Source organism: Pimelobacter sp. 30-1, assembly GCF_018831735.1.
In the GTDB taxonomy this organism is placed as follows: domain Bacteria; phylum Actinomycetota; class Actinomycetes; order Propionibacteriales; family Nocardioidaceae; genus Nocardioides.
In genome coordinates, this window is record NZ_NHTS01000007.1 from 376,577 (window position 1) to 395,799 (window position 19,223).

A 19,223-nucleotide genomic window follows, 5' to 3' on the forward strand; every position below is an offset into this window, starting at 1 on the left:
GCCGCGGTGCCCTCTCCTCGTCGTGCCCTGACCGTGCTCGCCACGAGCCTCGCCCTGCTCGCGTCGCCGTCCCTGGCCACCCCCGCCGAGGCCGCCGCCGCCGACGTCAAGGTCACGGCGACGCGCAGCGCGACGGTCAGCGTCACCCGGAGCGCGACCGTCACCGCGACCCGCAGCGCGCGGGCCTACCGGCAGACCGTCGTCGTGAAGGTGCGCAAGCGCCACCACGGCCACTGGCACCGGGCCAAGGGCCGCGGCTACGTCTACCTGAGCGCCACCCGGTCGAGCACGGCGACCGCGAGCTCTACCGGCCGGGCCACCCAGACCGCCGAGCGCAGCTGCACCCGCGCCACCCGGGCCAAGGCCCGCGCCTGCGCGGAGCGCAAGGCCCAGGCCGCCGCCGACGCGCTCGCCACGCAGATCGCGGGCGAGGTCGCCGTCGAGCAGGCCACTCCCGTCGCCGCCCAGACCGCCGCGGACCAGGCCCAGGCCGCCGCGACCGCGGCCGCACTCACCGACCCGGTCCCGCAGAGCCTCATCGACGTCGCGACGGCCCAGGCCACCCAGCAGGCGCGGCACAAGGTGCGGGCCAAGGTCCGCCGGCACCGCCGCTGAGCGGCTGGGGAGCACGCCCTAGGCGCGCACCCGCCGGTTCGCCCGCCCGGTCGCCCGGGCGACGAGCTCGTCGCCGTGGGTCACCCGGATCACGAAGATGTCCTCCTTGGCCAGCCGCTCGGCGACCTCGGCGGTCGCCACGAGCGCGTCCCCGGGTCGCGCCGGGCGGACGTAGTCGATCTGCACCGCGCTGACCACGCCGGAGTGCTCGGCGTCGTTGGCCGCCGCGGCCAGGGCGATGCCGGCCAGCGAGAACAGGAACGAGCCGTGCGCGGTCCCGTGCGGGTTGAGGTGGTCGCCGGTGACGACGACGCGGGCCTCGGCGCGCCCGCCGCCGTGGCCGGTGACGTCGACGCCGAGCGTGGCGGCGTACGCGTCGCGGGGGGCGCTCATCGGGGGCCGTCCACGAAGATGTCGTACTCCAGCTCGCCGGTGCCGCCGTACCCCGAGAAGTCGGTGACGCCCGTCTCGCGGAGCACCTCGACGTCGAGCACGGCGTGGCCGGTGAACTCGCGCGAGGGACGGGTCAGGATCTCGATCGCGGCGTCGGCGACGACCGCGGGCGTGCGGGCCTTGGCGATCGCGTCGTCACCGCCGAGCAGGTTCTGCACCGCCGCGGTCGCGATGAGCGTCTCGGGCCACAGGCAGTTGGCGGCGATCCCGGCCTCGGCGTACTCGGCCGCCCAGCCGAGGGTCAGCAGCGACATGCCGTACTTGGCGAGCGTGTAGGCGGGGTGCTTGCCGAGCCACTCCGGGGACATGTTGAGCGGCGGGCTCAGCGAGAGGACGTGCGGGTTGGTACCGGCCCGCAGGTGCGGCAGGCACGCCCGGGTGAGCAGGTAGGTGCCGCGCAGCTGGATCTGGGTCATCAGGTCGAACCTCTTGACCGGCAGCGCCTCGGTGCCGTCGAGCGCGATGGCCGAGGCGTTGTTGAGGCAGATGTCGATCCCGCCGAAGCGCTCCACCGCGCGGGCCACGGCGTTCTCGACCGAGGCCTCGTCGCGCACGTCGCCGACCACGGCCAGCGCCTGGCCGCCGGCCGCCTCGATCTCGGCCGCCGCCGTGTGCACGGTGCCGGGCAGCCGCGGGTCCGGCACGTCGGTCTTGGCCAGGAGGACGACGTTCGCCCCCTCGCGCGCCGCCGCCAGCCCGATCGCCAGCCCGATCCCCCGGCTGCCGCCGGACATCATCAGGGTCCGCCCCGCAAGTCGCTTCTCGCTCATGGCGGCACCGTTACACACCCTCGACAACCGCGCCAAGAGTGTTAGACATAGATCACAACAGATCCCGCACAGCCGTCGGCGGCTTGTAATATCGGCCGGGTCATGGCTGCCTCCGACCTCAAGCCCGTCTCCACCCGCTCCGCGCTGCTCACCCTGCTGCTCGGCGCCGAGGTGCCCCGGCTCTCCACCCGCGAGCTGGTCGCGGCCGCCTCGGTCGTGGGCTTCGCGGAGCCGACCGTGCGGGTCGCGCTGTCGCGGATGAGCGCCGCCGGGGACCTCGTCCGCGACGACGACGGGGGCTACCGGCTCTCCGAGCGGCTCGTCGTCCGGCAGCGCCGCCAGGAGCAGGCCGCGCACCCCTCGCTCCGCCCGTGGGACGGCGCCTGGGAGCTGGTCGCCGTCACCACCGCCGGGCGCACCGCGAGCGAGCGCGCCGACCTGCGCACGACGCTGGCCGAGCTGCGCCTCGCCGAGCTCCGCGAGGGCCTGTGGACCCGGCCCGCCAACCTCGACCTGGCCTGGCCCGACGCCGTCGAGGAGGTGTGCGACCGCTTCACCGGCGCCCCCGTCACCGACCCGGCTGCGCTGGCCGCCCGGCTCTGGGACCTCGACGCCTGGGCCCGCACCGCCCGCGCGCTCCTCGACGCCACCGCGACCGACGACCCGGTGCTCCGGTTCACCGCGTGCGCCACCTCGGGACGGCACCTGCTCACCGACCCCGTGCTGCCCGCCGACCTGCTGCCCGCCGACTGGCCGGGCGACGCGCTGCGGGCCTCCCACGTCGCCTACAAGCAGTGGGTGGTCGACATGCGCCGCACAATGGTGGGGTGACCACGCCCGAGGCTCCCGCGCAGCCGAACGAGAGCCTGCTCACCGTCCTCGTCGCCCTGACCGCCAACGCCCTCATCGCGATCGCCAAGACCGTCGCCGCGGTGGTCACCGGGTCGGCGTCGATGGTCGCCGAGGCGGCGCACTCGTGGGCCGATGCCGGCAACGAGGTGTTCCTGCTGGTCGGTGAGCGACAGAGCGCCCGGCCGCCGGACGACGAGCACACGCTCGGGTACGGGCGGGCCGGCTACGTCTGGTCGATGTTCGCGGCGTTCGGGCTGTTCACGGTGGGCGCGGCCGTGTCGGTGTGGCACGGCGTCCAGTCGCTGGGCGCCGAGGCCGAGACGCCGTCGTACACGTGGGCGTACGTGGTGCTCGCGATCGCGTTCGTGCTCGAGGGCACCTCGTTCCTGCAGGCCCTGCGTCAGGCGCGCGCCGCGGCAGCCCCGCGCCGGCTGCGGCCGATGCGCTACCTGCACGTCACGTCGAACCCGATGCTGCGCGCCGTGGTCGCCGAGGACTCCGCGGCACTGGTCGGCCTGGTCGTCGCGTTCACCGGCATCCTGCTCCACCAGCTGACCGGCGACGCGATCTGGGACGCGCTCGGCTCGATCGTGGTCGGCGTCCTGCTGGGCCTGGTCGCGCTGTTCCTGATCCGGCGCAACATGGACTTCCTGACCGGCGAAGCGGTCACCCCGCTGGCCCGCAATGTCGTCCTGCACGGGCTGCTGGAGCACCGCGACATCGCGCGGGTCAGCTACCTGCACATGGAGTGGGTCGGCGCGGACCGGATCTTCCTCGTCGCCGCCGTCGACGTGGTCGGCGACGCCCCCGAGTCGGACGTCGCCGCGCGCCTGGCCGCCATCGCCGACGACCTGCACGAGCGGCCCGAGATCGTGCGCGCCGTGCTCACGCTGACCCGGCCGGACGACGAGACCGACCTGCGGCCCGCCGCGCTGCCCGACTGGTACGAGGACCCGCAGGAGAGCCCGTCGACCTAGGGCATGTCTCTCAAGTCCGCGCCGTCGCGAGCGGTGTTTGCGGCCGATCTGGCAAGGCGGAGCAGCGAAGGCGGGCCGGAGGCCCGTCGAGTCTGCGACAACGCCGCCAGATCGAGTCGCAAACACCGCGCAGCAGGCGCGGACTTGAGAGACATGCCCTACTAGTCGGCGGCCGGCGCCGGCTCGCTGCGGAAGCGGTTGGGCCGCCCGGCGATACCCATCGCACGCCAGATCCGGCGTGCGACCGGGTTCATCAGCCCGGTCTCCTCGGCGAGCATCCGGACGTCGCCGAACATGTCGCGCAGGAACTTGCGCGACTCCTGGCTCCCCCACCAGACCTCGCGGACGACCTCCTTGGGGATGCCCATGTCGCGCACGGCCTTGGGCCCCGGCACCACGATGGCGTCGCACAGCACCCGCATCAGGACCGGCGTCAGCACCGAGGCGAACCCGCGCTGGAAGCGGTTGAGGTGCGGCGCGCGGTGCTCGAGGTACTGGTGGGCGAAGCCGATGTGGCGCGCCTCCTCGGCCACGTGGATCTGGCTGATCCGGTGCAGCAGCGGGTGCATCTCGGCACCCGAGCGGAGCATGACCTTCTGGACGTAGTCGATCGGCTCCTCGCCGCCGAGCACGCCGATGAAGAAGATGAAGGGCAGGTGCTTGGCGGCGAGCGGCAGGAAGGGGCCGAGCGTCCGGAACAGGCTGTGCGCACCGGGGACGTCCAGGCCGGTCCGGTTGACGAACTCCTGGAACATCTGGGTGTGGTGGCACTCCTCCGTCGCCTCGTGCGTGGAGTAGCGGAACTCGGCCCGGCCGTTGGGGAGGTCGAGGCAGTACATCATCAGGCCCGCGATGAGGACCTGCTCGAACTGCAGGCCCACCTTGACCACGTTGGTCTGGCGGTAGAAGCCGACCTCGATCTGCCGCTCCCGCGGGAGCGAGCGGTACCACTGGGTACGCCCCAGCGGGTCGACGTCGGGCAGGATCCAGCGCGGGTCGGCGGGGTCGATCGCGTGCTCGGGGTCGTCCCAGGCGATGTCGGTGAAGGCGTCGAAGTGGTGCTCCACCGATGCCTCGGACAACGTCCGGAGCATCGCCTCGTACGCACCCTGGTTGACGCCCTGCTTGACCGCGACACCACTCATGGACTTGATGCTACCGCTGGTAACACCTAACGCAACCCACCCCGCCGTACCGGATCAGAAGTGGGTGCCGCCGTCGATACGGACCTCGGTACCGGTGATGAAGGCGCCGTCGTCGCTGGCGAGCATCGCCACGACGCCGGCCACGGTCTCCGGACCGGCGAAGCCCTGACCCAGGGCCGGGGCGAGCTTCATGAACAGGCTCATGTCGGCGTCCTCGGGCAGGCCGGGGCCCGCGCTCTGCTTGCTCTGGCCGCTGCCGTCGGTCATCCCCGAGGAGATCGAGCCGGGCTGGACGGCAGTGAACCGGATGCCGGCCTGGGCGTACTCGGAGGCCAGCGCGTGGGTCATCGACTGGATGCCGCCCTTGCTCGCGGCGTACGCCGCCATGTAGGGGTGGGCGAACTGCGCGGAGGTCGAGCTGAAGTTGACGACCGCGGCGCCGTTGCCCTCCAGCAGGGCCGGGACGGCCTCGCGGATGACCAGGAAGGTGCCGACCAGGTTGACCCGCAGCACCTTCTCGAAGGCGTCGACGCTCATCTCGTGGGTGTGCGCGGAGCGCAGGATGCCCGCGGCGTTGACGACGGCGTCCAGCCCGCCCAGCGCCTCGACGGCCTGCGCGACACCCGCCCGGACCGAGGCCTCGTCGGCCACGTCGATCACGACGGTCGTCAGCCGGTCGGCCGCCTCGCCCGCCCGGGTGGTCGTGTCGGCGAGACCGGCCTCGCTCACGTCGGCGGCCACGACCCGGCCGCCCTCGGCCAGCATCCGCAGCACGGTCGCCTGGCCGATGCCCGAACCGCCACCGGTGACCAGGACCCGACGTCCCTCGTATCGGTTCATCACTGCATCTCCTTCGCTGTCGTCGCGGTGGCGCTCGTCGTCATCGCTCCATCTGGCACAACGTGCCAGTTCTGCACAATATGCCCATCCGGCACGAGAACGCTAGGCTCTTTCCGTGACCGAGACACCGGGGACGTCGGGCTCGCTGACCGAGCGCCGCAAGGCCGCCACCCAGCTGGAGATCGCCCGGACGGCGGCCCGGCTGTTCACCGAGCGCGGCGCGGCCGGGACGACGGCCGAGGCGATCGCCGAGGCGTCCGGGATCGCGCTGCGCACCTTCTACCGCTACAGCCGGACCAAGGAGGACGCCGTCGCCCCGCTGCTCAGCGTCGGCGGCGACGCCTGGCGGGCCGGGCTGGCGGCGACCGCGCCCGGCACTCCCCTGCTCGCGGCGGTCGAGGCCGCGGTGCGGGCGTCCGTGGCCAGCGGGGACGACGACCCCGGCCTCCCCTGGGTCCGCGGCCTGCTGCGGGCCGCGGCGGACGACGCCGCGCTGGCCGCCGTCTGGTACCGGGTCAACCTCGACTCGGAGCGGCAGCTGCGCCCGATCCTCGCCCGGCTCGCTCCGGACACCGACCCGGTCGACCTGGCCCTGGTCGCCGCCGCGGCCACCGACGCCATCCGGCTCGCCTTCGAGACCTGGGCCGAGAGCGACGAGCCGCAGGCACCGGTCGAGCTCGCCGTCCGGTGCCTGCGCGCCCTCACCGCGGGCCTGGTCTGACCTCAGAAGTGCCGGTCCAGCCACGCGAGCAGGATCGCGGTGACCCCCTCGGGGTCCTCCTGCTGGGTCCAGTGGCCGGTGTCGACCATCCGCCGCTCGAGGTCCTCGACCCGCAGCAGCAGGTCGTCGGTGCGGTCAGGGTGGCAGATCGGGTCCCGGCGCGCGGCGATCATCAGCGCCGGCACCGTCAGCCTGGGGATCACGCCGTCCGGGTAGAGCTCGTTCTGCACCCGCCAGGTCTCCTCGATGCTGCGGTACCACCCGAGCGGCCCGCCGAAGCCGGTGCGCCCGAAGACCTCGGCGTAGGCCGCGAGCTCGGCGTCGTCCAGCAGCACCTCGCCCGGCCAGGTGTCCTCGTCGTCGGCGAGCCGGTGGCTGTAGGCCATCGCGTCGGCGTCGTGGCGCCCGGTCGCCGAGAGCGTCGTCCCGGCGCCGGTGTCGCGGCGGAAGAAGAACCGGAAGGTCCGCGCCGGGTCCTTCTCCAGCAGCGCCTGGAGCTCGGGCGTCTGGAAGTGCGCGATGTAGTTGTCCGGCCCGAACGCCGCCAGGTTGGCCTCCAGGGGGTGATCCCGGGAGTAGCCGAAGGGCGTGTTGAGCGTGACCACGCCCGCCACCCGCTCCGGGTGCAGGTGCGGCATCCACCACGACACCATGCCGCCGAAGTCGTGGCCGACGACCACCGCCCGCTCGTAGCCCGCCTCCGCGACGAGCCCGGCGACATCGGCCGTCGTCTCCCGGATGCTGTACGACGTGGGCTCGGCCGGCCCGGTCGAGCCGCCGTACCCGCGCAGGTCGGGCGCCAGCACGTGGAAGCCCGCGTCGGCCAGCGGCTGCATCTGGTGGCGCCACGAGAGCGCCAGCTCGGGGAAGCCGTGGCACAGCACGACACAGACGTCCCGCGCCCGCCCGGTGGGCCGGGCCTCGTGGACCGCCAGCCGGACGCCGTTGGTGTCGACGTACCGGGGCTCGGGGAGCAGCGCGCTCACCGCTGCGCGCCTCGCTGCTGGAGCCCGCGCGGGACCGCGAGCGAGACGACGGCGCCGATCGCGGCGGCGGCCGCGGCAACGAGGAAGGCGGCCTGGAAGCCGGACTCCTCGTAGACCACGCCGGTCGGGCCGGCGGCGAGCACGTGGTGGGCCAGCACGGTGAAGCCGATCGTGGAGATGAACGTGCCGGCCATGGTCTGCGCGACGCCGACGAAGCTCGACCCGACGGCGCGCTCGGTCTCGGGCAGGGTCAGCAGGGTCAGGTTGGGCACGGCGGCGTAGATCATGCAGCCGAGGCCGAAGACCACCCAGACCAGCACCATCACCGCGGGAACGGTCGGCACGGTCGCGAGCACGAGCGCGGCGACGGCGATCGCGACCGCCCCGAGCGTGAGGTGGTTGCGGAAGCCGAGCGAGCGCGCGGTGGCGCCGACGACGAAGCCGCTGGCCACGATCGCGAGCTGACCCGGCAGCAGCCAGCCGGCCATCGCGGTCGCGCTCAGCCCGAAGCCGTACGACGTGGAGGCCGGCGCCTGGAGCAGCATCGGCATGAGCGTGGCGAGGAGGGTCGTGGCGCCGTACGCGATGCCGCCGGCGATGACGGTCCAGCGCAGCGCCGGGTTGGCGAAGAGGTCGAGGCGGATGAGCGGCTCGGGCGTGCGCCGCTCCCACCACACCCACACGGCGAAGCCGACCAGGCCGATCGCGACGAAGGTCAGCGTGCGGGAGTCGAACAGCCCCCACACCTTGCCGCGGGACAGGCCGAACATGACGACGAACATGCTCGCGGTCACCAGCGCCGCACCGAGCCAGTCGATCCGCGAGCGCGAGCGGATCGGCGTCTCCGGCACGACGATCGCGGCGAGCAGCGCGCCGACGGCGCAGAACCCGAAGGCGAACCAGAAGACCGAGCGCATGCCGAGGTGGTCGATGAGGACGCCGGCGACGAGGAGCGAGCCGACGCCGACCGCGCCGACACCGGTGTTGGCGATGCTGATCGAGATCGACTGCATCCGGACCGGGAAGGTGTCGCGGATCAGCGTGTAGCCCAGCGCCATGCAGGCGAAGGCGATGCCCGACAGGAAGCGCCCGGCGACGAGGATCTCGAAGGTCGGCGCGGTCGCCGAGACCAGGGCGCCGACGGCACCGACGGCCGCGGTGACCACGAGCATCCGCTTCTTGCCGTAGCGGTCCGCGAGCTTGCCGATGATCGGCGAGGCGACCGCCCCGGACAGGGTGAACGCGGTCATCACCCAGACCACCTGGCTGCCGGGGAACTCCGCGGCGACCTGCGGCAGCGCCGGAGCGATGAGGGAGAAGCCGAGCGCGGACTGCTCGGTCAGGAGCAGCAGGACGAGGAGCACCCCGACCCAGGAGCGGGTCGAGCGGTGGCCGGGATCGGCGACGGACGCGCGTCCGGCGCCGTCGGAGGTCGAGACGGACATGAGCGGGCTCGCTTTCAGCGGAGGGTGAAGTGGGTGGGATCGGGGGCGCGGTGCTCGGTCCAGACGTCGACCAGCCGCCAGGGGCAGGCGAGGATCACCCGGCCCTGCGCGTTGCGGTAATAGGTGTGCGCAGTCGGCGTGTGCCGCCAGACGGTGCGCTCCATGTCGGCGTCGATCCGGGCGACGTACTCGTCGTACGCGGCGCGGGTCGGCTCGAGCGCGCGGGCCCCCTCCTCGGCCAGGAGGTGCAGGCACTCGAAGAGGTAGTGCACCGTCACCTCGATGCCGAAGTTGTTGCCCGCGCCGTGGCTGGGGTTGGCGTTGGGCGCGTTCGCGACGAACAGGTTGGGGAAGCCGGGCACCGTGCCGCCGCGGTAGGCGCGCGGGTCGTTGCCGGCCCACTCGTCGACGAGGCGGACGCCGTCGCGGCCGCGGATGTCGAGCCCGGAGAGGAAGTCGAGGTGGAAGCCGGTGGCGTAGACGATGACGTCGACCTCGACCAGCTCGCCCTCGGGCGTGCGGATGCCGCGCTCGGTGATCTCGGCGGGCTCAGCGGCCACGACGTCGACGTGGTCGCGGGTGAGCGCCGAGTAGTAGCGCCCGGGGTCGCGGATGATCCGCTTGCCGAAGGGCGCGAAGTCGGGGGTCACCTTGGCGGCGAGCTCGGAGCCGGCCCCGAACGTCCGGTCGATGTAGGCCAGGCAGTCCTGGAGCAGGATGTCGTTGGCCGGCGAGATCGACTGGTGCGTGGCGGCCCACTCCTCGTCGACCAGCACGACCGGGTAGCCGTTGTCGGCCGAGCCCCAGAACGCCTTGAGCCGCAGCCAGCTCGCGTAGAACGGCACGTGCCGGCCGAGCCAGCGGTGGTGCTCGGGGACGTCGTCGCTGTCGCGCTTGCGCGGCGCCACCCAGTGCGGCTGGCGCTGGAAGAGGGTCAGGTGCGCGACGTCGTCCTGGATCGCGTCGACGATCTGGGCGGCCGTGCAGCCGGCGCCGACCACGGCGACGCGCTTGCCGGTGAGGTCGAGCGCGGGGTCCCACTCGCCGGAGTGGACGCTCAGGCCGGCGAACCGCTCGCGGCCCGGAGCGGAGGGGTACTGCGGCCGGTTGAGGTAGCCGAGCGCGGTCAGCACCACGGCGGCCTCCTCGACCCGGGTGCCGTCGGCGTCGGTGACGGTGATCCGCCAGCGGGCACGGTCGTCGTCCCAGACCAGGCCCTCGACCTCGGTGCCGAAGGCGACGTGCTCGCGGAGGAGGTGCCGGTCGGCGACCTCGCGCAGGTAGTCCTGGTACTCGCCGCCCTTGGGGTAGTAGCTCGACCAGTCCGGGTTGATGTGCGAGGACAGCGAGTAGTACGACGACGGCGTGTCCACGCCGACGCCGGGATAGGTCTGGGTCAGCCAGGTGCCGCCGATCTCGTCGTTGCGCTCGTAGATCCGGTAGCGCACGCCCTCGCGCTGCGCGGTGAGCGCCGCGGCGATGCCGGCCAGCCCGCCGCCGAGGATCGCCAGGTCGACCGACTCCGGCAGCGGCCGGGTGCGCGGCACCACCGGCTGGGCCCGCCGGAAGCCGCCCTGCTCCAGCAGCATCGGGTAGTACTCCGGCGCCGGGGTGAGGCCCATCGCGATCGGCACGAGCCGGGTGAAGAAGGCGAGGTCGTCGGGCGCCGGGCCGCCGGCGGCCGCCGGCACCTCCGGTGCGGTCAGCGCGGCGACCAGCCGGTCGACGACCTCCGCGGCCGTCGCGGCGTCGGTGCGGCCCGCCATCTCGGGCGGGTCCGGGACGTGCGCGATCCGGGGGCCGAGCTCGTCGAGCACCGCCGGGTCCCGGGTCAGCTGCGCCAGGACGGCGAGGAGGACGGCCGGATCGGCGTGCTCCAGGTGCGCGCGCAGGTCCGCGGCGGCGGGCGGCGCGGCGGCTCCCGGCGAGGCGGCGAGGTGGTCGTGGACGACGACGGACACGAGAGGACTCCTTGGGGACGCGTTCGGTGTGAGCCAGGACATTAGGTGGACTCTTCGACTACTGTCCAGACTCTCGTCTCGGTTTTCGTATCGAGAGTCTTTCGAAAGGAATCCCATGCAAGAGCTGCGCTTCGACGGCCAGGTCGCTCTCGTCACCGGTGTCTCGACCTTCGGCCTCGGCCTCGCCTACGCCCGGCGGCTCGCCGCGCGCGGGTGCCGGGTCGTGGTCAACGACCTCGGCCGGGACTGGACCGGCGGCACCCATGCCCCCGCCACCGACGAGGCCGTCGCGCTCCTCGCCGCCGAGGGCGCCACCGCCGTCGGCGTGACCGGCGACGTCGTCACCGAGGCCGAGCGGATCGTCGAGGCCGCGGTCGCCGCCTTCGGGCGGCTCGACGTGGTGGTCAACAACGCCGGCGCGGGCGGGGACTTCGACACCCAGGTCGACGTGCACCTGCGCGGCGCGCACCGGATCAGCGAGGCGGCCTGGCCGCACCTGGTCGCGAGCGGCGCCGGGCGGATCCTCAACATCTCCTCCAACGGCAGCTACGGCGCACCCGCGATGCCCGGGTACGCCGCCGCGAAGGGCGCGATCCTCTCGCTCACCCGCACCCAGGCGATCCTCGGGCGGCCCGCCGGCCTCCGGGCCAACGCGATCCTGCCCGCGGCGTGGACCCGCTCCACGGCGGGCATCGAGCAGCCCGGCTTCGGCGCGTTCATCGAGGCGCACTTCCCGCCCGAGGCGGTGGCCGCGTTCGCGGCGTACCTGCTCCACGCGGACACCCCGCTGAGCGGCGAGGCGTTCGCGGTCGGCGGCGGGCTCGTCAGCCGGGTGGTGCAGGCCGAGACCCCGGGCGCGTACGCCGACGCCCACGTCCCCGAGGCCTGGCCGGCCCTCATCGACCAGGTACTCGCTCCCGAGGAGCCCGACCAGGTGCTGGTCGCCCGCTCGCTGTGGGCCCAGCTCGACGCCTTCGTCGGCCGGATGGGCCCGCAGGCGCGGGCCGACTGGGCGGCCGTCAAGGTCTCCCCCGACGTGACCGGCAAGGCGGGTGCGCGATGACCGCCCTCGACCCCGACGTCGCGGCCTACCTCGCCGGGCGCGGCGAGACCTGGGTGCCGATGCACGTCGCCGGCATCGAGGCCTCGCGCGCCGCCCTCGCCGCCCTGCCCCGGCGCGAGGGACCGGCGATGCACCACGTCGAGGACCGCGTCGTCGACGGGCCGCACGGCCCGCTGCGGCTGCGGGTCTACCGGCCCAGCGCGGAGCCGGGCCTGCCCGCGATCGCCTACTTCCACGGCGGCGGCATGGTCATCGGCAGCATCGACGACTTCGACGTGCTGGCCCGGCTGCTGGCCGAGGCCTCCGGGGCGGTCGTGGTCAGCGTCGACTACCGGCTCGCGCCCGAGCACGTCTACCCGGTCGCCACCGAGGAGGCCTACTTCGCGGTCCAATGGCTCGCCGGGGCCGCCGCCGAGCTCGGCGTCGACGCCGGCCGGATCGCGGTGGCCGGCGACAGCGCCGGGGCGACGCTCGCGGCCGGCGTCGCGCTGCGCACCCGCGACGAGGGCGGCACGCCCCTGGTCTTCCAGCTGCACCTCTACGCCGGGATCGACCGGGACGACACCCGTCCCTCGGTGCGCGAGCACGCCGACGGGCCGATCATCACCGCGGGCGACTTCGCCTGGGCGACCAGCCTCTACCTGGGGCCGGACCCCGAGCGCGACCACCCGTACGGCGTACCGACGCTGGCGCGCGACCTCTCCGGCCTGGCCGACGCGATCGTCGTCACCGCCTCGCACGACCCCGCGCGCGACGGCGCCGAGGAGTACGGCGAGCGGATGCGCGCCGCGGGCACCCAGGTCGCGCTGCTGCGGTACCCCGGGGTCGCCCACGGCTTCCTCATGCACGCCGACCGGCACGAGCGCGCCCGCCTCGCCCTCGCCGAGATCGGCGGGCTGGTGCGGGCCAAGCTCACGGCACGCGCAGGATCGCGCACCACACGTCGGTGAGCGTGGCCACCGCGCCGGGCCGGTCGGTCTCCCACCCGCGGACCAACCAGGTGTTCATGAACGTGGCGAGCCCACCGATGAGCACCAGGGCCCGGCGCGGCACGTCGTCCTCGTCGAAGCGCGCCCACAGCGCGGCGTTCGCGGTCAGCGCCGTGACGAACCGGCGGTGGTAGTCGACGTAGAAGTCGTCGTAGCGGACCAGCCCGGAGTTCTGCACCCGCAGCCGGACCGCGCTCGCCTCCCAGGCGTCGACCAGGTGCTCGACCCAGCCGCCGATGCTCTCCCGGGTCCACTCCTCGAGGTTGCCGAAGACGCGGTAGAGCGTCTCGGCCTCGTTCCAGAGCTCGATGACGATCTCGCGGACGATGAGGTCCTTGCTCGGGAAGTAGGAGTAGAGCGTGGCCCGGCTCGCGCCGGCGGCCTTGGCGATGTCGTCGATGGTGGTCTCGCGGAAGCCCTGCGCGCCGATCAGCTCGGCCGCGGCGTCGAGGATGGTCGCCCGGGTCTGCCGCTTCTGCTGCTCCCGGAGGGACGGACGCGGCGCGGGTACGATTTCCATACTCCCAGTCTAGGGTCCGGGTCCACGACGACCAGCGCGAGGACCTGCACCGGACCGGTTCGTTGTGCCACACTTGCCCGGCCCCACCCGGGGACGGGCAAGGAGGGGCAATGAATCGACCTGTGGAGTACGACCGCGGCGCGGTCGCCTCCCTCCTGCTCGTGGGGACGCTCGTCCTCGCGCCGGTCGCGCTCGTGCTGGGGGTGCGCGGCCTGCGCCGGACCGGGTCCGGACGGAGCCGGGGCCGGTGGTGCGCCGTGCTCGGCGTGATCGGGGGCGGGCTCGGCATCGTGGCGATGATCGGCGGACTGTGGCTGGGGAGCTGGTTCCGCGACAACGTGCGCCCGGTCGACGACCTCGCGGTCGGCGACTGCGTCTCGCCGGGCTTCGACCTGGACGACCTCGCCACCGAGGACGTCGCCTTCGGGTCCCGCTCCTGCAGCGAGGCGCACCTGGCCGAGGTCGCCGTGACGGGGACGCTCGACTACAGCCAGGCCGAGTCCTTCGCGCTCCGGTCGGGGGCCGAGATCTGCGCGAACCGGTACGCCGAGCCCTACCTCTCGGCGGCCGAGTCGGCCCGCTACGACGTCCTGGTGGTCCTCGACGGCGACCCGGACCGGGCGTCGTACGGCGACACCTATGCGTGCCTGCTGCTGCGCGCCGACGGCACCTCGCTCCACGAGCCGATCGGGGGCCGGGGCGCGTGAGCGACGACTTCCGCGACCTCGCGGCCGGCAGCGACTCCCCGTCGCGCCCGGGCACCTCGGCGGCCGGCTGGGCGCTCGGCCTGTCCCTGGTGAGCTGCTGCTACCTCGGCAACCTCTACTCGACCAAGATCGCCCTCGACATCCTCGCCGACGACCGCCGCAGCCGCCGGCCCGACCGCACCCCCGTCTCGCTGGCGGTGGCGGCGCTCGCGATCAACGCGGTCGCCGCGGGCTCGCTCGTGCTCCTCGGTTACGTCTACCTCGGTCTCGGCCTCGGCTCCCTGGAGGACGGCCGGGTCGCCCGCCCCCTCGAGAACGCCAACCCCGCGGCGGTCGTCAGCTATGACGTCCTCACCGCGTCCACCTGCGTCGTCCTCGGCGACGAGACCAGCCGCGACCGGGTCGTCCCCTGCGGGAGCACGCACGACGCGGAGGTCTACGCGCAGGTCCCCCTCCCGGCCGGGGCCTACCCCGGCGACGCCGCGGTCGAGCGCGTCGCCCAGCGCTGCGAGGGTCGCCTGTTCCGCGACTACGTCGGCGTCGACCGCGCGCGCTCGGCACTCACGACGTTCAGCTACTACCCCGACGCGGTCACCTGGGCCGAGCCCAACCGCTACGTCGCCTGCATCGTGGGCGACCCGGCGGGCGAGCCGCTGACCGGCTCGCTGCGCGACAGCCGCCGCTAGCCCGGGCCTAGGCCTGGGTCGGGTCCGCGCCCACCTGGACCAGCAGCTTGCCGAAGTTGCGGCCCACGAGCAGCCCGCGGAACGCCTCGGGCGCGTTCTCGAGCCCCTCGACGACGTCCTCGCGGTAGCGGACCTCGCCCTTGCGCACCCATCCGGCCATGTCGCGCAGGAAGGGCTCCTGCAGGGTCGGCTCGAACTCGCTCTGGATGAACCCGCGCACGGTCAGGCTCAGCCGCAGCACCCGGCCCATGAACCCCGGCAGCCGGTCCGGCCCCTCGGGCGCGGAGGTCGCGTTGTAGTCGGCGACCAGCCCGCAGACCGGGATCCGCGCGTAGAGGTTGAGCCGCCGGCTCACCTCCTCGGCGACCTGGCCGCCGACGTTCTCGAAGTAGACGTCGATCCCGTCGGGCGTCGCCGCCGCGAGGTCCTCACGGAAGGTCGGCGAGCGGTGGTCGAGCGCCACGTCGAAGCCGAACTCCTCGGTCAGCGCCCGCACCTTGTCCGGACCACCGGCGATGCCCACCGCGCGCGCCCCCTTGAGCTGGGCGATCTGGCCCACGGCCGAGCCCACCGGGCCGGTCGCCGCGGCGACCACGACCGTCTCGCCCTCCTGGGGACGGCCGATCTCGAGCAGCCCGGCGTACGCCGTGAAGCCGGGCATCCCCAGCACCCCCAGCGCCGTCGACACCGGCGCCGCCGCCGGGTCGAGCCGGCGCGTGTGGCGCGCATCGGCCGCGGCCAGCGTCTGCCACCCCGTGTAGGCCAGCACCAGGTCCCCGACCGCCCGCCGCTCCGAGCGGCTCTCGACCACCTCGCACACCGTCGCCCCGACCATGACCCCACCGACCGGGACGGGTGCGGCGTACGACTTGGCGTCGCTCATCCGCCCGCGCATGTAGGGGTCGAGCGAGAGGTAGACCGTGCGCAGCAGCACCTGGCCCTCGGCGAGCTCGGGCACCTCGTCGGTGACGACGGCGAAGTCGCTGTCGGCGGGCTCGCCCACCGGGCGGGCGGCGAGACGGATCTGGGTGGACGTCCGGTTCGTGGGCACGCGTCGAATCTAGCCAGCCGGTCCCACTCAGCCGAAGAACGCGCGGGTCTCCTCGTCCGCCGGCAGGAAGGTCTCCAGGTGCAGACCCTCCAGCGCCGCGTCGGTCGCCGTGGTCAGCTGGGCCGAGGTGCTGAACATCCGCAGCGTCCGCTCCCCCCGCCGCAGCTGCATCGTCACCACCGGCCCGCTCGCCGCCGGGTCCGAGCGCGGTACGCCGCCGCGCAGCTCCGCGATCTCGGCCGCCAGCGCGCGGTGGCGGGGGTCGTGGGTGCGCTCGGCGCGGTGCACCACCTGGTGGTGCAGGTGGGCCGCCCACTGGTCCAGGTTCTCGATCCGCGGGGCGAGCCCCTCGGGGTGGACGCAGAGCCGGACGACGTTGACCGGCGGCTCGACCAGGGCGGGTGCGCAGCCGTCGAGGAGCGCGGCGACCGCGGCGTTGGCGTCGACGACGTCCCAGTGGTCGTCGAGGAGCAGGGCCGGGTAGGGCAGGTGCGCGTCGAGCAGGTTGCGCAGGCCGTCCATGACGACCGCGAGCGCGGCGTCGTCCCAGGCGCGGTCCTCGTAGCGCGGGGCGTAGCCGGCCGCCAGCAGCAGCCGGTTGCGCTCGCGCAGCGGCACCTCCAGGTTGTCGGCCAGGTGCAGGATCATCTCCGGCGTCGGGTGCGCGCGGCCGGTCTCGACCCGGCTCAGGTGGCGCGTCGAGACGGTCGAGCGGTTCGACAGCTCCTGCTGGCTGTAGCGGCGGCGCTCGCGCCACTCCCGGAGCATCGGCCCGACCCGCGGGCTCTCGGCGACGGCGGTCATGGGCTCCACCCTAGGGAGCCGGCGGCACCGTCCCCATGACCTCGGAGGTCATGGCCGTACGGCACCCACCGGGTCCAGCGTTGGCGTCGTCCATCCACCCCGCACGAACCCCGAACGCATCGGAGCAGATCATGAACCACGTCGTCGACGCCTACCTCGCCACCTGGAACGCCGCGCCCGCCGAGCGCGCCCGGCTGCTGGCCGAGCACTTCTCCCCCGACGTCTCCTACACCGACCCGTTGGCCCAGGTCGCCGGCCACGACGGCCTGCACGCCCTGGTCGACGGGGTGCACGCGCAGTTCCCCGGCTTCGTGTTCACCCCGGTCGGCACCGTCGACGGGCACCACGACCGGATCCGCTTCCAGTGGGGCCTGGGCCCCGAGGGCGCCGAGCCCGCGGTGATCGGCTTCGACGTCGTCGTCCTGGACGACGCGGGCCGGATCCGCGACGTGCACGGCTTCCTGGACCGGGTGCCGGCCTGACTACCGCTCGTCCGCGGCGGCGAGCTGGGCGGCGATCGAGCGCAGCGCGCCGACCGTCTCGAGCTCGTCCTGCTCGGTGCCGTGGTCGCTCAGCTTGACCACGACGGTGTCCGCGTCGGGGTCGACGAAGACGTACTGGCCGTAGACGCCGATCGCGGTGAAGTCGTCGTCGGCCCCCTCGGGGTGCCACCACTGCGCCGAGTAGCCCCAGTCGCTGACCGGGTGCGGCGCCGGCGTGCTGATCCGGTCGATCCACGCCGCCGGCACCACCTGGCGCCCCTCGACGACGCCGCCGTCGAGGACGAGCTGGCCCATCCGGGCGAAGTCGCGAGCGGTGGCGTTGAGGCAGCAGAACGCCTTCTCGACGCCACCCTCGCGGTCCAGGTTCCAGGTCGCCGAGGACTCCGCGCCCATCGGCTGCCACAGCCGCTCGGTGAGCAGCGTGGTCAGCGGCTCCTTCTCGACGGTGCGCAGGATCATCCCGAGCAGCAGCGTGTCGACGCTGCGGTACTCCCCCTGCGAGCCCGGGGTGAACCGCAGCTCGCGGTGGTCCTCCAGGAAGCCCGGCAGGTCGGTGCTGAGGAACAGCCGGGCGGTGCCGGTGAAGGGCCAGTACTCGCGGTAGTTCTCGGCGACGTCGACCCCCGAGGCCATGTCGAGCAGGTCGCGCACCGTGATCGCGTCGTACGCGCCTCCGGTGCGCAGCGCGGGCACGAGGTCGACCAGCCGGTCGTCCTCGGCGAGGTCCCCGGCGGCGATGGCCTGCCCGACGAGCAGCGAGACCACCGACTTGGCCACCGACCACGACGAGAACCGGGTGCGCTCGCCGGCATCGTCGGCGTACCACTCCTCGACGACCCGGCCGTGGCGCAGGACGACGAACCCGCGGGTGTGCGTCGTGTCGAGGAACGTGCGGACCGTGACGTCCTCGCCCTTCCACGGCACGGTCTCCGGCATCTGCTCGGTGCTGGCCGGCAGCGCCCGCGGCGACGCGGACGCCTCGACCGTGCGGCTGGGGAAGAGCCGGCCCTGCTCCGAGGGCGCCGTCGCGAGCAGGCGGGCCAGCTGGTGCGGGGGCGGGACGGCGAGCAGCGCCGTGGCGGCGTAGGCACCGCCCGCCAGGAGGGCCAGCGCGGTCACCACCGCGACCAGGACCTTGCGCCGCCGGCTCACGCGTCCGCTCCCGTCGCGGCGACGGCCCGGACCGCCGACCAGAGCGCGTCGAGCAGCGTGGCCAGGACGTCGTCGTCGCTCACCGCCCCGAGGTCGAGCGCGCGGGAGCTGATCTCGGGGTGCTGCGCGGGCGCGGCGGTCGCGTAGGTGCCCACCCAGGCCAGCTGGTCGCGACGGCGTACGTCCTCGCTCAGGCACGCGTAGCCGGCCCGCAGCCCGGCGTACCCGAGCAGGGTGTCGGCCAGCATCCGCTGGTAGCGCGGCACCAGCGCCGACGGGACGCCGACCTCGCCCAGCGCCCGCAGCATCGTCTCGACCACGGCGAGCTCGCCGGGGCCCTGCGTCGTGCGGCAGGCGACCAGGGCGCCGACGTGCGGGTGCGCCTCGAAGGCGGCCACCAGACCGCGGCCCAGCGCCATCATCCGCTCGTGCGGGGCGAGCGGGCCGTCGGGGACCGCGGCCAGGGCCAGCGCGAGGAGCCGGTCGCCGACCGCGAGCAGCAGCGCGTCGCGGTCGGCGAAGTGGCGCCAGACCGCCGAGCGGTCCACGCCGAGCTCCTCACCCAGCGCCCGCCCGGTCAGGCCGTCCGGCTCGGCGCGCGCCGCGATCGCGAGGGCGGCGTCGACGATCCGCTCGGGGGTGAGCGGGGTCCGGGCGCGGGCGCGGGCGCGGGCGTGGTGCGCGGTCATGTCATCAATGATGACATCGGTGGTGCGGAGTTGTCAGCCGTTCTCGACCGGCGCCTGCACGTCGAGGACCCAGGTGACGCCGTACCGGTCGGTGAGCATGCCGAAACCCGCGCTCCACGCGGACGCGGCCAGCGGCTCGATCACCTCCGCTCCGTCGCTGAGCCCGTCCCAGCACACCTGGACCTCGGCCAGGCTCGTGCCGCGCACCGACTGGAAGAACGCCCGGTCGGTGTGGGTCAGGCCGTCCGCCCGGGTCGTGGTGCCGGCGCGGCTGTGGTGGTCGTGATGCTCACG

General features: G+C 73.8%; 22 protein-coding genes. 9 read left to right on the forward strand and 13 right to left on the reverse strand.

The window, feature by feature from the left end:
* The first annotated feature begins 6 nt into the window (after positions 1 to 6).
* Entirely contained in the window at positions 7 to 615 is a 609-nt protein-coding gene (locus CCO04_RS20625; protein ID WP_215816024.1) for a hypothetical protein, read from the forward strand.
* 18 nt (positions 616 to 633) lie between these two features.
* Here the strand turns inward: CCO04_RS20625 and CCO04_RS20630 are convergent, their stop codons facing one another.
* Positions 634 to 1,008 (reverse strand): hotdog fold thioesterase, encoded by a 375-nt coding sequence (locus CCO04_RS20630; protein WP_215816025.1) that lies wholly within the window; start codon positions 1,006 to 1,008, stop codon positions 634 to 636.
* Positions 1,005 to 1,838 carry an NAD(P)-dependent oxidoreductase gene (locus tag CCO04_RS20635; protein WP_215816026.1) on the reverse strand — a complete coding sequence of 278 codons (834 nt, stop codon included), beginning with the start codon at positions 1,836 to 1,838 and terminating at the stop codon, positions 1,005 to 1,007. Before CCO04_RS20635 ends, CCO04_RS20630 begins: the two co-directional genes overlap by 4 nt.
* 102 nt (positions 1,839 to 1,940) lie before the next feature.
* On the opposite strand from CCO04_RS20635, the gene CCO04_RS20640 reads away from it, so the two are divergent.
* Together CCO04_RS20640 and CCO04_RS20645 are read left to right on the forward strand one after the other, a co-directional pair.
* Positions 1,941 to 2,669: a PaaX family transcriptional regulator C-terminal domain-containing protein gene (locus tag CCO04_RS20640; RefSeq protein WP_215816027.1), complete on the forward strand. Its 729-nt coding sequence runs from the start codon at positions 1,941 to 1,943 to the stop codon at positions 2,667 to 2,669.
* Complete coding sequence (locus tag CCO04_RS20645) at positions 2,666 to 3,667, forward strand: cation diffusion facilitator family transporter (protein ID WP_215816028.1); 1,002 nt, start codon at positions 2,666 to 2,668, stop codon at positions 3,665 to 3,667. Before CCO04_RS20640 ends, CCO04_RS20645 begins: the two co-directional genes overlap by 4 nt.
* 161 nt (positions 3,668 to 3,828) lie before the next feature.
* On the opposite strand, the gene CCO04_RS20650 is transcribed toward CCO04_RS20645, so the two are convergent.
* Together CCO04_RS20650 and CCO04_RS20655 are read right to left on the reverse strand one after the other, a co-directional pair.
* On the reverse strand, positions 3,829 to 4,812 hold the full coding sequence (locus tag CCO04_RS20650; RefSeq protein ID WP_215816029.1) for a diiron oxygenase: 984 nt from the start codon (positions 4,810 to 4,812) through the stop codon (positions 3,829 to 3,831).
* Between the two features lie 54 nt (positions 4,813 to 4,866).
* Positions 4,867 to 5,652, reverse strand: coding sequence for an SDR family NAD(P)-dependent oxidoreductase (locus CCO04_RS20655; protein ID WP_215816030.1), 786 nt, complete (start codon positions 5,650 to 5,652; stop codon positions 4,867 to 4,869).
* A gap of 115 nt (positions 5,653 to 5,767) precedes the next feature.
* Here CCO04_RS20655 and CCO04_RS20660 point away from each other — a divergent pair, with 115 nt between their 5' ends.
* Complete coding sequence (locus tag CCO04_RS20660; RefSeq protein ID WP_215816031.1) at positions 5,768 to 6,373, forward strand: TetR/AcrR family transcriptional regulator; 606 nt, start codon at positions 5,768 to 5,770, stop codon at positions 6,371 to 6,373.
* 2 nt (positions 6,374 to 6,375) lie between these two features.
* On the opposite strand, the gene CCO04_RS20665 is transcribed toward CCO04_RS20660, so the two are convergent.
* Genes CCO04_RS20665 through CCO04_RS20675 form a run of 3 tightly spaced genes read right to left on the reverse strand, consistent with a single transcriptional unit; the run spans position 6,376 to position 10,765 of the window.
* Positions 6,376 to 7,359, reverse strand: a complete 984-nt coding sequence (locus tag CCO04_RS20665) for an alpha/beta fold hydrolase (RefSeq protein ID WP_215816032.1) — start codon at positions 7,357 to 7,359, stop codon at positions 6,376 to 6,378.
* The gene (locus tag CCO04_RS20670; RefSeq protein ID WP_215816033.1) at positions 7,356 to 8,804 is read right to left on the reverse strand and encodes an MFS transporter; all 1,449 of its coding nucleotides are present in this window, start codon (positions 8,802 to 8,804) and stop codon (positions 7,356 to 7,358) included. The genes CCO04_RS20665 and CCO04_RS20670 overlap by 4 nt, the downstream gene beginning before the upstream one ends.
* 14 nt (positions 8,805 to 8,818) lie before the next feature.
* On the reverse strand, positions 8,819 to 10,765 hold the full coding sequence (locus tag CCO04_RS20675) for an NAD(P)/FAD-dependent oxidoreductase (protein WP_215816034.1): 1,947 nt from the start codon (positions 10,763 to 10,765) through the stop codon (positions 8,819 to 8,821).
* Positions 10,766 to 10,880: 115 nt separating this feature from the next.
* On the opposite strand from CCO04_RS20675, the gene CCO04_RS20680 reads away from it, so the two are divergent.
* Both CCO04_RS20680 and CCO04_RS20685 read left to right on the forward strand, forming a co-directional pair.
* A complete protein-coding gene (locus CCO04_RS20680; protein WP_215816035.1) occupies positions 10,881 to 11,828 on the forward strand; it encodes an SDR family NAD(P)-dependent oxidoreductase in 948 nt (315 codons plus the stop codon).
* Positions 11,825 to 12,778 carry an alpha/beta hydrolase gene (locus CCO04_RS20685; RefSeq protein ID WP_215816036.1) on the forward strand — a complete coding sequence of 318 codons (954 nt, stop codon included), beginning with the start codon at positions 11,825 to 11,827 and terminating at the stop codon, positions 12,776 to 12,778. Before CCO04_RS20680 ends, CCO04_RS20685 begins: the two co-directional genes overlap by 4 nt.
* On the opposite strand, the gene CCO04_RS20690 is transcribed toward CCO04_RS20685, so the two are convergent.
* Positions 12,741 to 13,337, reverse strand: a complete 597-nt coding sequence (locus CCO04_RS20690; RefSeq protein ID WP_215816037.1) for a TetR/AcrR family transcriptional regulator — start codon at positions 13,335 to 13,337, stop codon at positions 12,741 to 12,743. The two genes, CCO04_RS20685 and CCO04_RS20690, sit on opposite strands and share 38 nt — an antisense overlap.
* Positions 13,338 to 13,447: 110 nt before the next feature.
* Between CCO04_RS20690 and CCO04_RS20695 the strand changes: the two genes are divergently transcribed.
* The gene (locus CCO04_RS20695) at positions 13,448 to 14,044 is read left to right on the forward strand and encodes a hypothetical protein (protein ID WP_215816038.1); all 597 of its coding nucleotides are present in this window, start codon (positions 13,448 to 13,450) and stop codon (positions 14,042 to 14,044) included.
* Positions 14,041 to 14,730, forward strand: coding sequence for a septum formation family protein (locus tag CCO04_RS29905; RefSeq protein ID WP_215816039.1), 690 nt, complete (start codon positions 14,041 to 14,043; stop codon positions 14,728 to 14,730). The genes CCO04_RS20695 and CCO04_RS29905 overlap by 4 nt, the downstream gene beginning before the upstream one ends.
* Positions 14,731 to 14,737: 7 nt before the next feature.
* Here the strand turns inward: CCO04_RS29905 and CCO04_RS29910 are convergent, their stop codons facing one another.
* Together CCO04_RS29910 and CCO04_RS20710 are read right to left on the reverse strand one after the other, a co-directional pair.
* Positions 14,738 to 15,781, reverse strand: a complete 1,044-nt coding sequence (locus tag CCO04_RS29910; protein WP_215816040.1) for an NADP-dependent oxidoreductase — start codon at positions 15,779 to 15,781, stop codon at positions 14,738 to 14,740.
* Between the two features lie 27 nt (positions 15,782 to 15,808).
* A complete protein-coding gene (locus tag CCO04_RS20710; RefSeq protein ID WP_215816041.1) occupies positions 15,809 to 16,585 on the reverse strand; it encodes a helix-turn-helix domain-containing protein in 777 nt (258 codons plus the stop codon).
* A 131-nt stretch (positions 16,586 to 16,716) separates the two neighbouring features.
* Here CCO04_RS20710 and CCO04_RS20715 point away from each other — a divergent pair, with 131 nt between their 5' ends.
* The gene (locus CCO04_RS20715) at positions 16,717 to 17,067 is read left to right on the forward strand and encodes a nuclear transport factor 2 family protein (RefSeq protein WP_215816042.1); all 351 of its coding nucleotides are present in this window, start codon (positions 16,717 to 16,719) and stop codon (positions 17,065 to 17,067) included.
* Here the strand turns inward: CCO04_RS20715 and CCO04_RS20720 are convergent, their stop codons facing one another.
* From CCO04_RS20720 to CCO04_RS20730, 3 genes are read right to left on the reverse strand one after another with little or no spacing between them, the layout of a single operon-like run.
* Positions 17,068 to 18,240: a serine hydrolase gene (locus tag CCO04_RS20720; RefSeq protein WP_215816043.1), complete on the reverse strand. Its 1,173-nt coding sequence runs from the start codon at positions 18,238 to 18,240 to the stop codon at positions 17,068 to 17,070.
* Positions 18,237 to 18,929: a TetR/AcrR family transcriptional regulator gene (locus tag CCO04_RS20725; protein WP_215816044.1), complete on the reverse strand. Its 693-nt coding sequence runs from the start codon at positions 18,927 to 18,929 to the stop codon at positions 18,237 to 18,239. The genes CCO04_RS20720 and CCO04_RS20725 overlap by 4 nt, the downstream gene beginning before the upstream one ends.
* A gap of 33 nt (positions 18,930 to 18,962) precedes the next feature.
* The gene (locus CCO04_RS20730; protein ID WP_215816045.1) at positions 18,963 to 19,136 is read right to left on the reverse strand and encodes a hypothetical protein; all 174 of its coding nucleotides are present in this window, start codon (positions 19,134 to 19,136) and stop codon (positions 18,963 to 18,965) included.
* Positions 19,137 to 19,223: the final 87 nt, after the last annotated feature.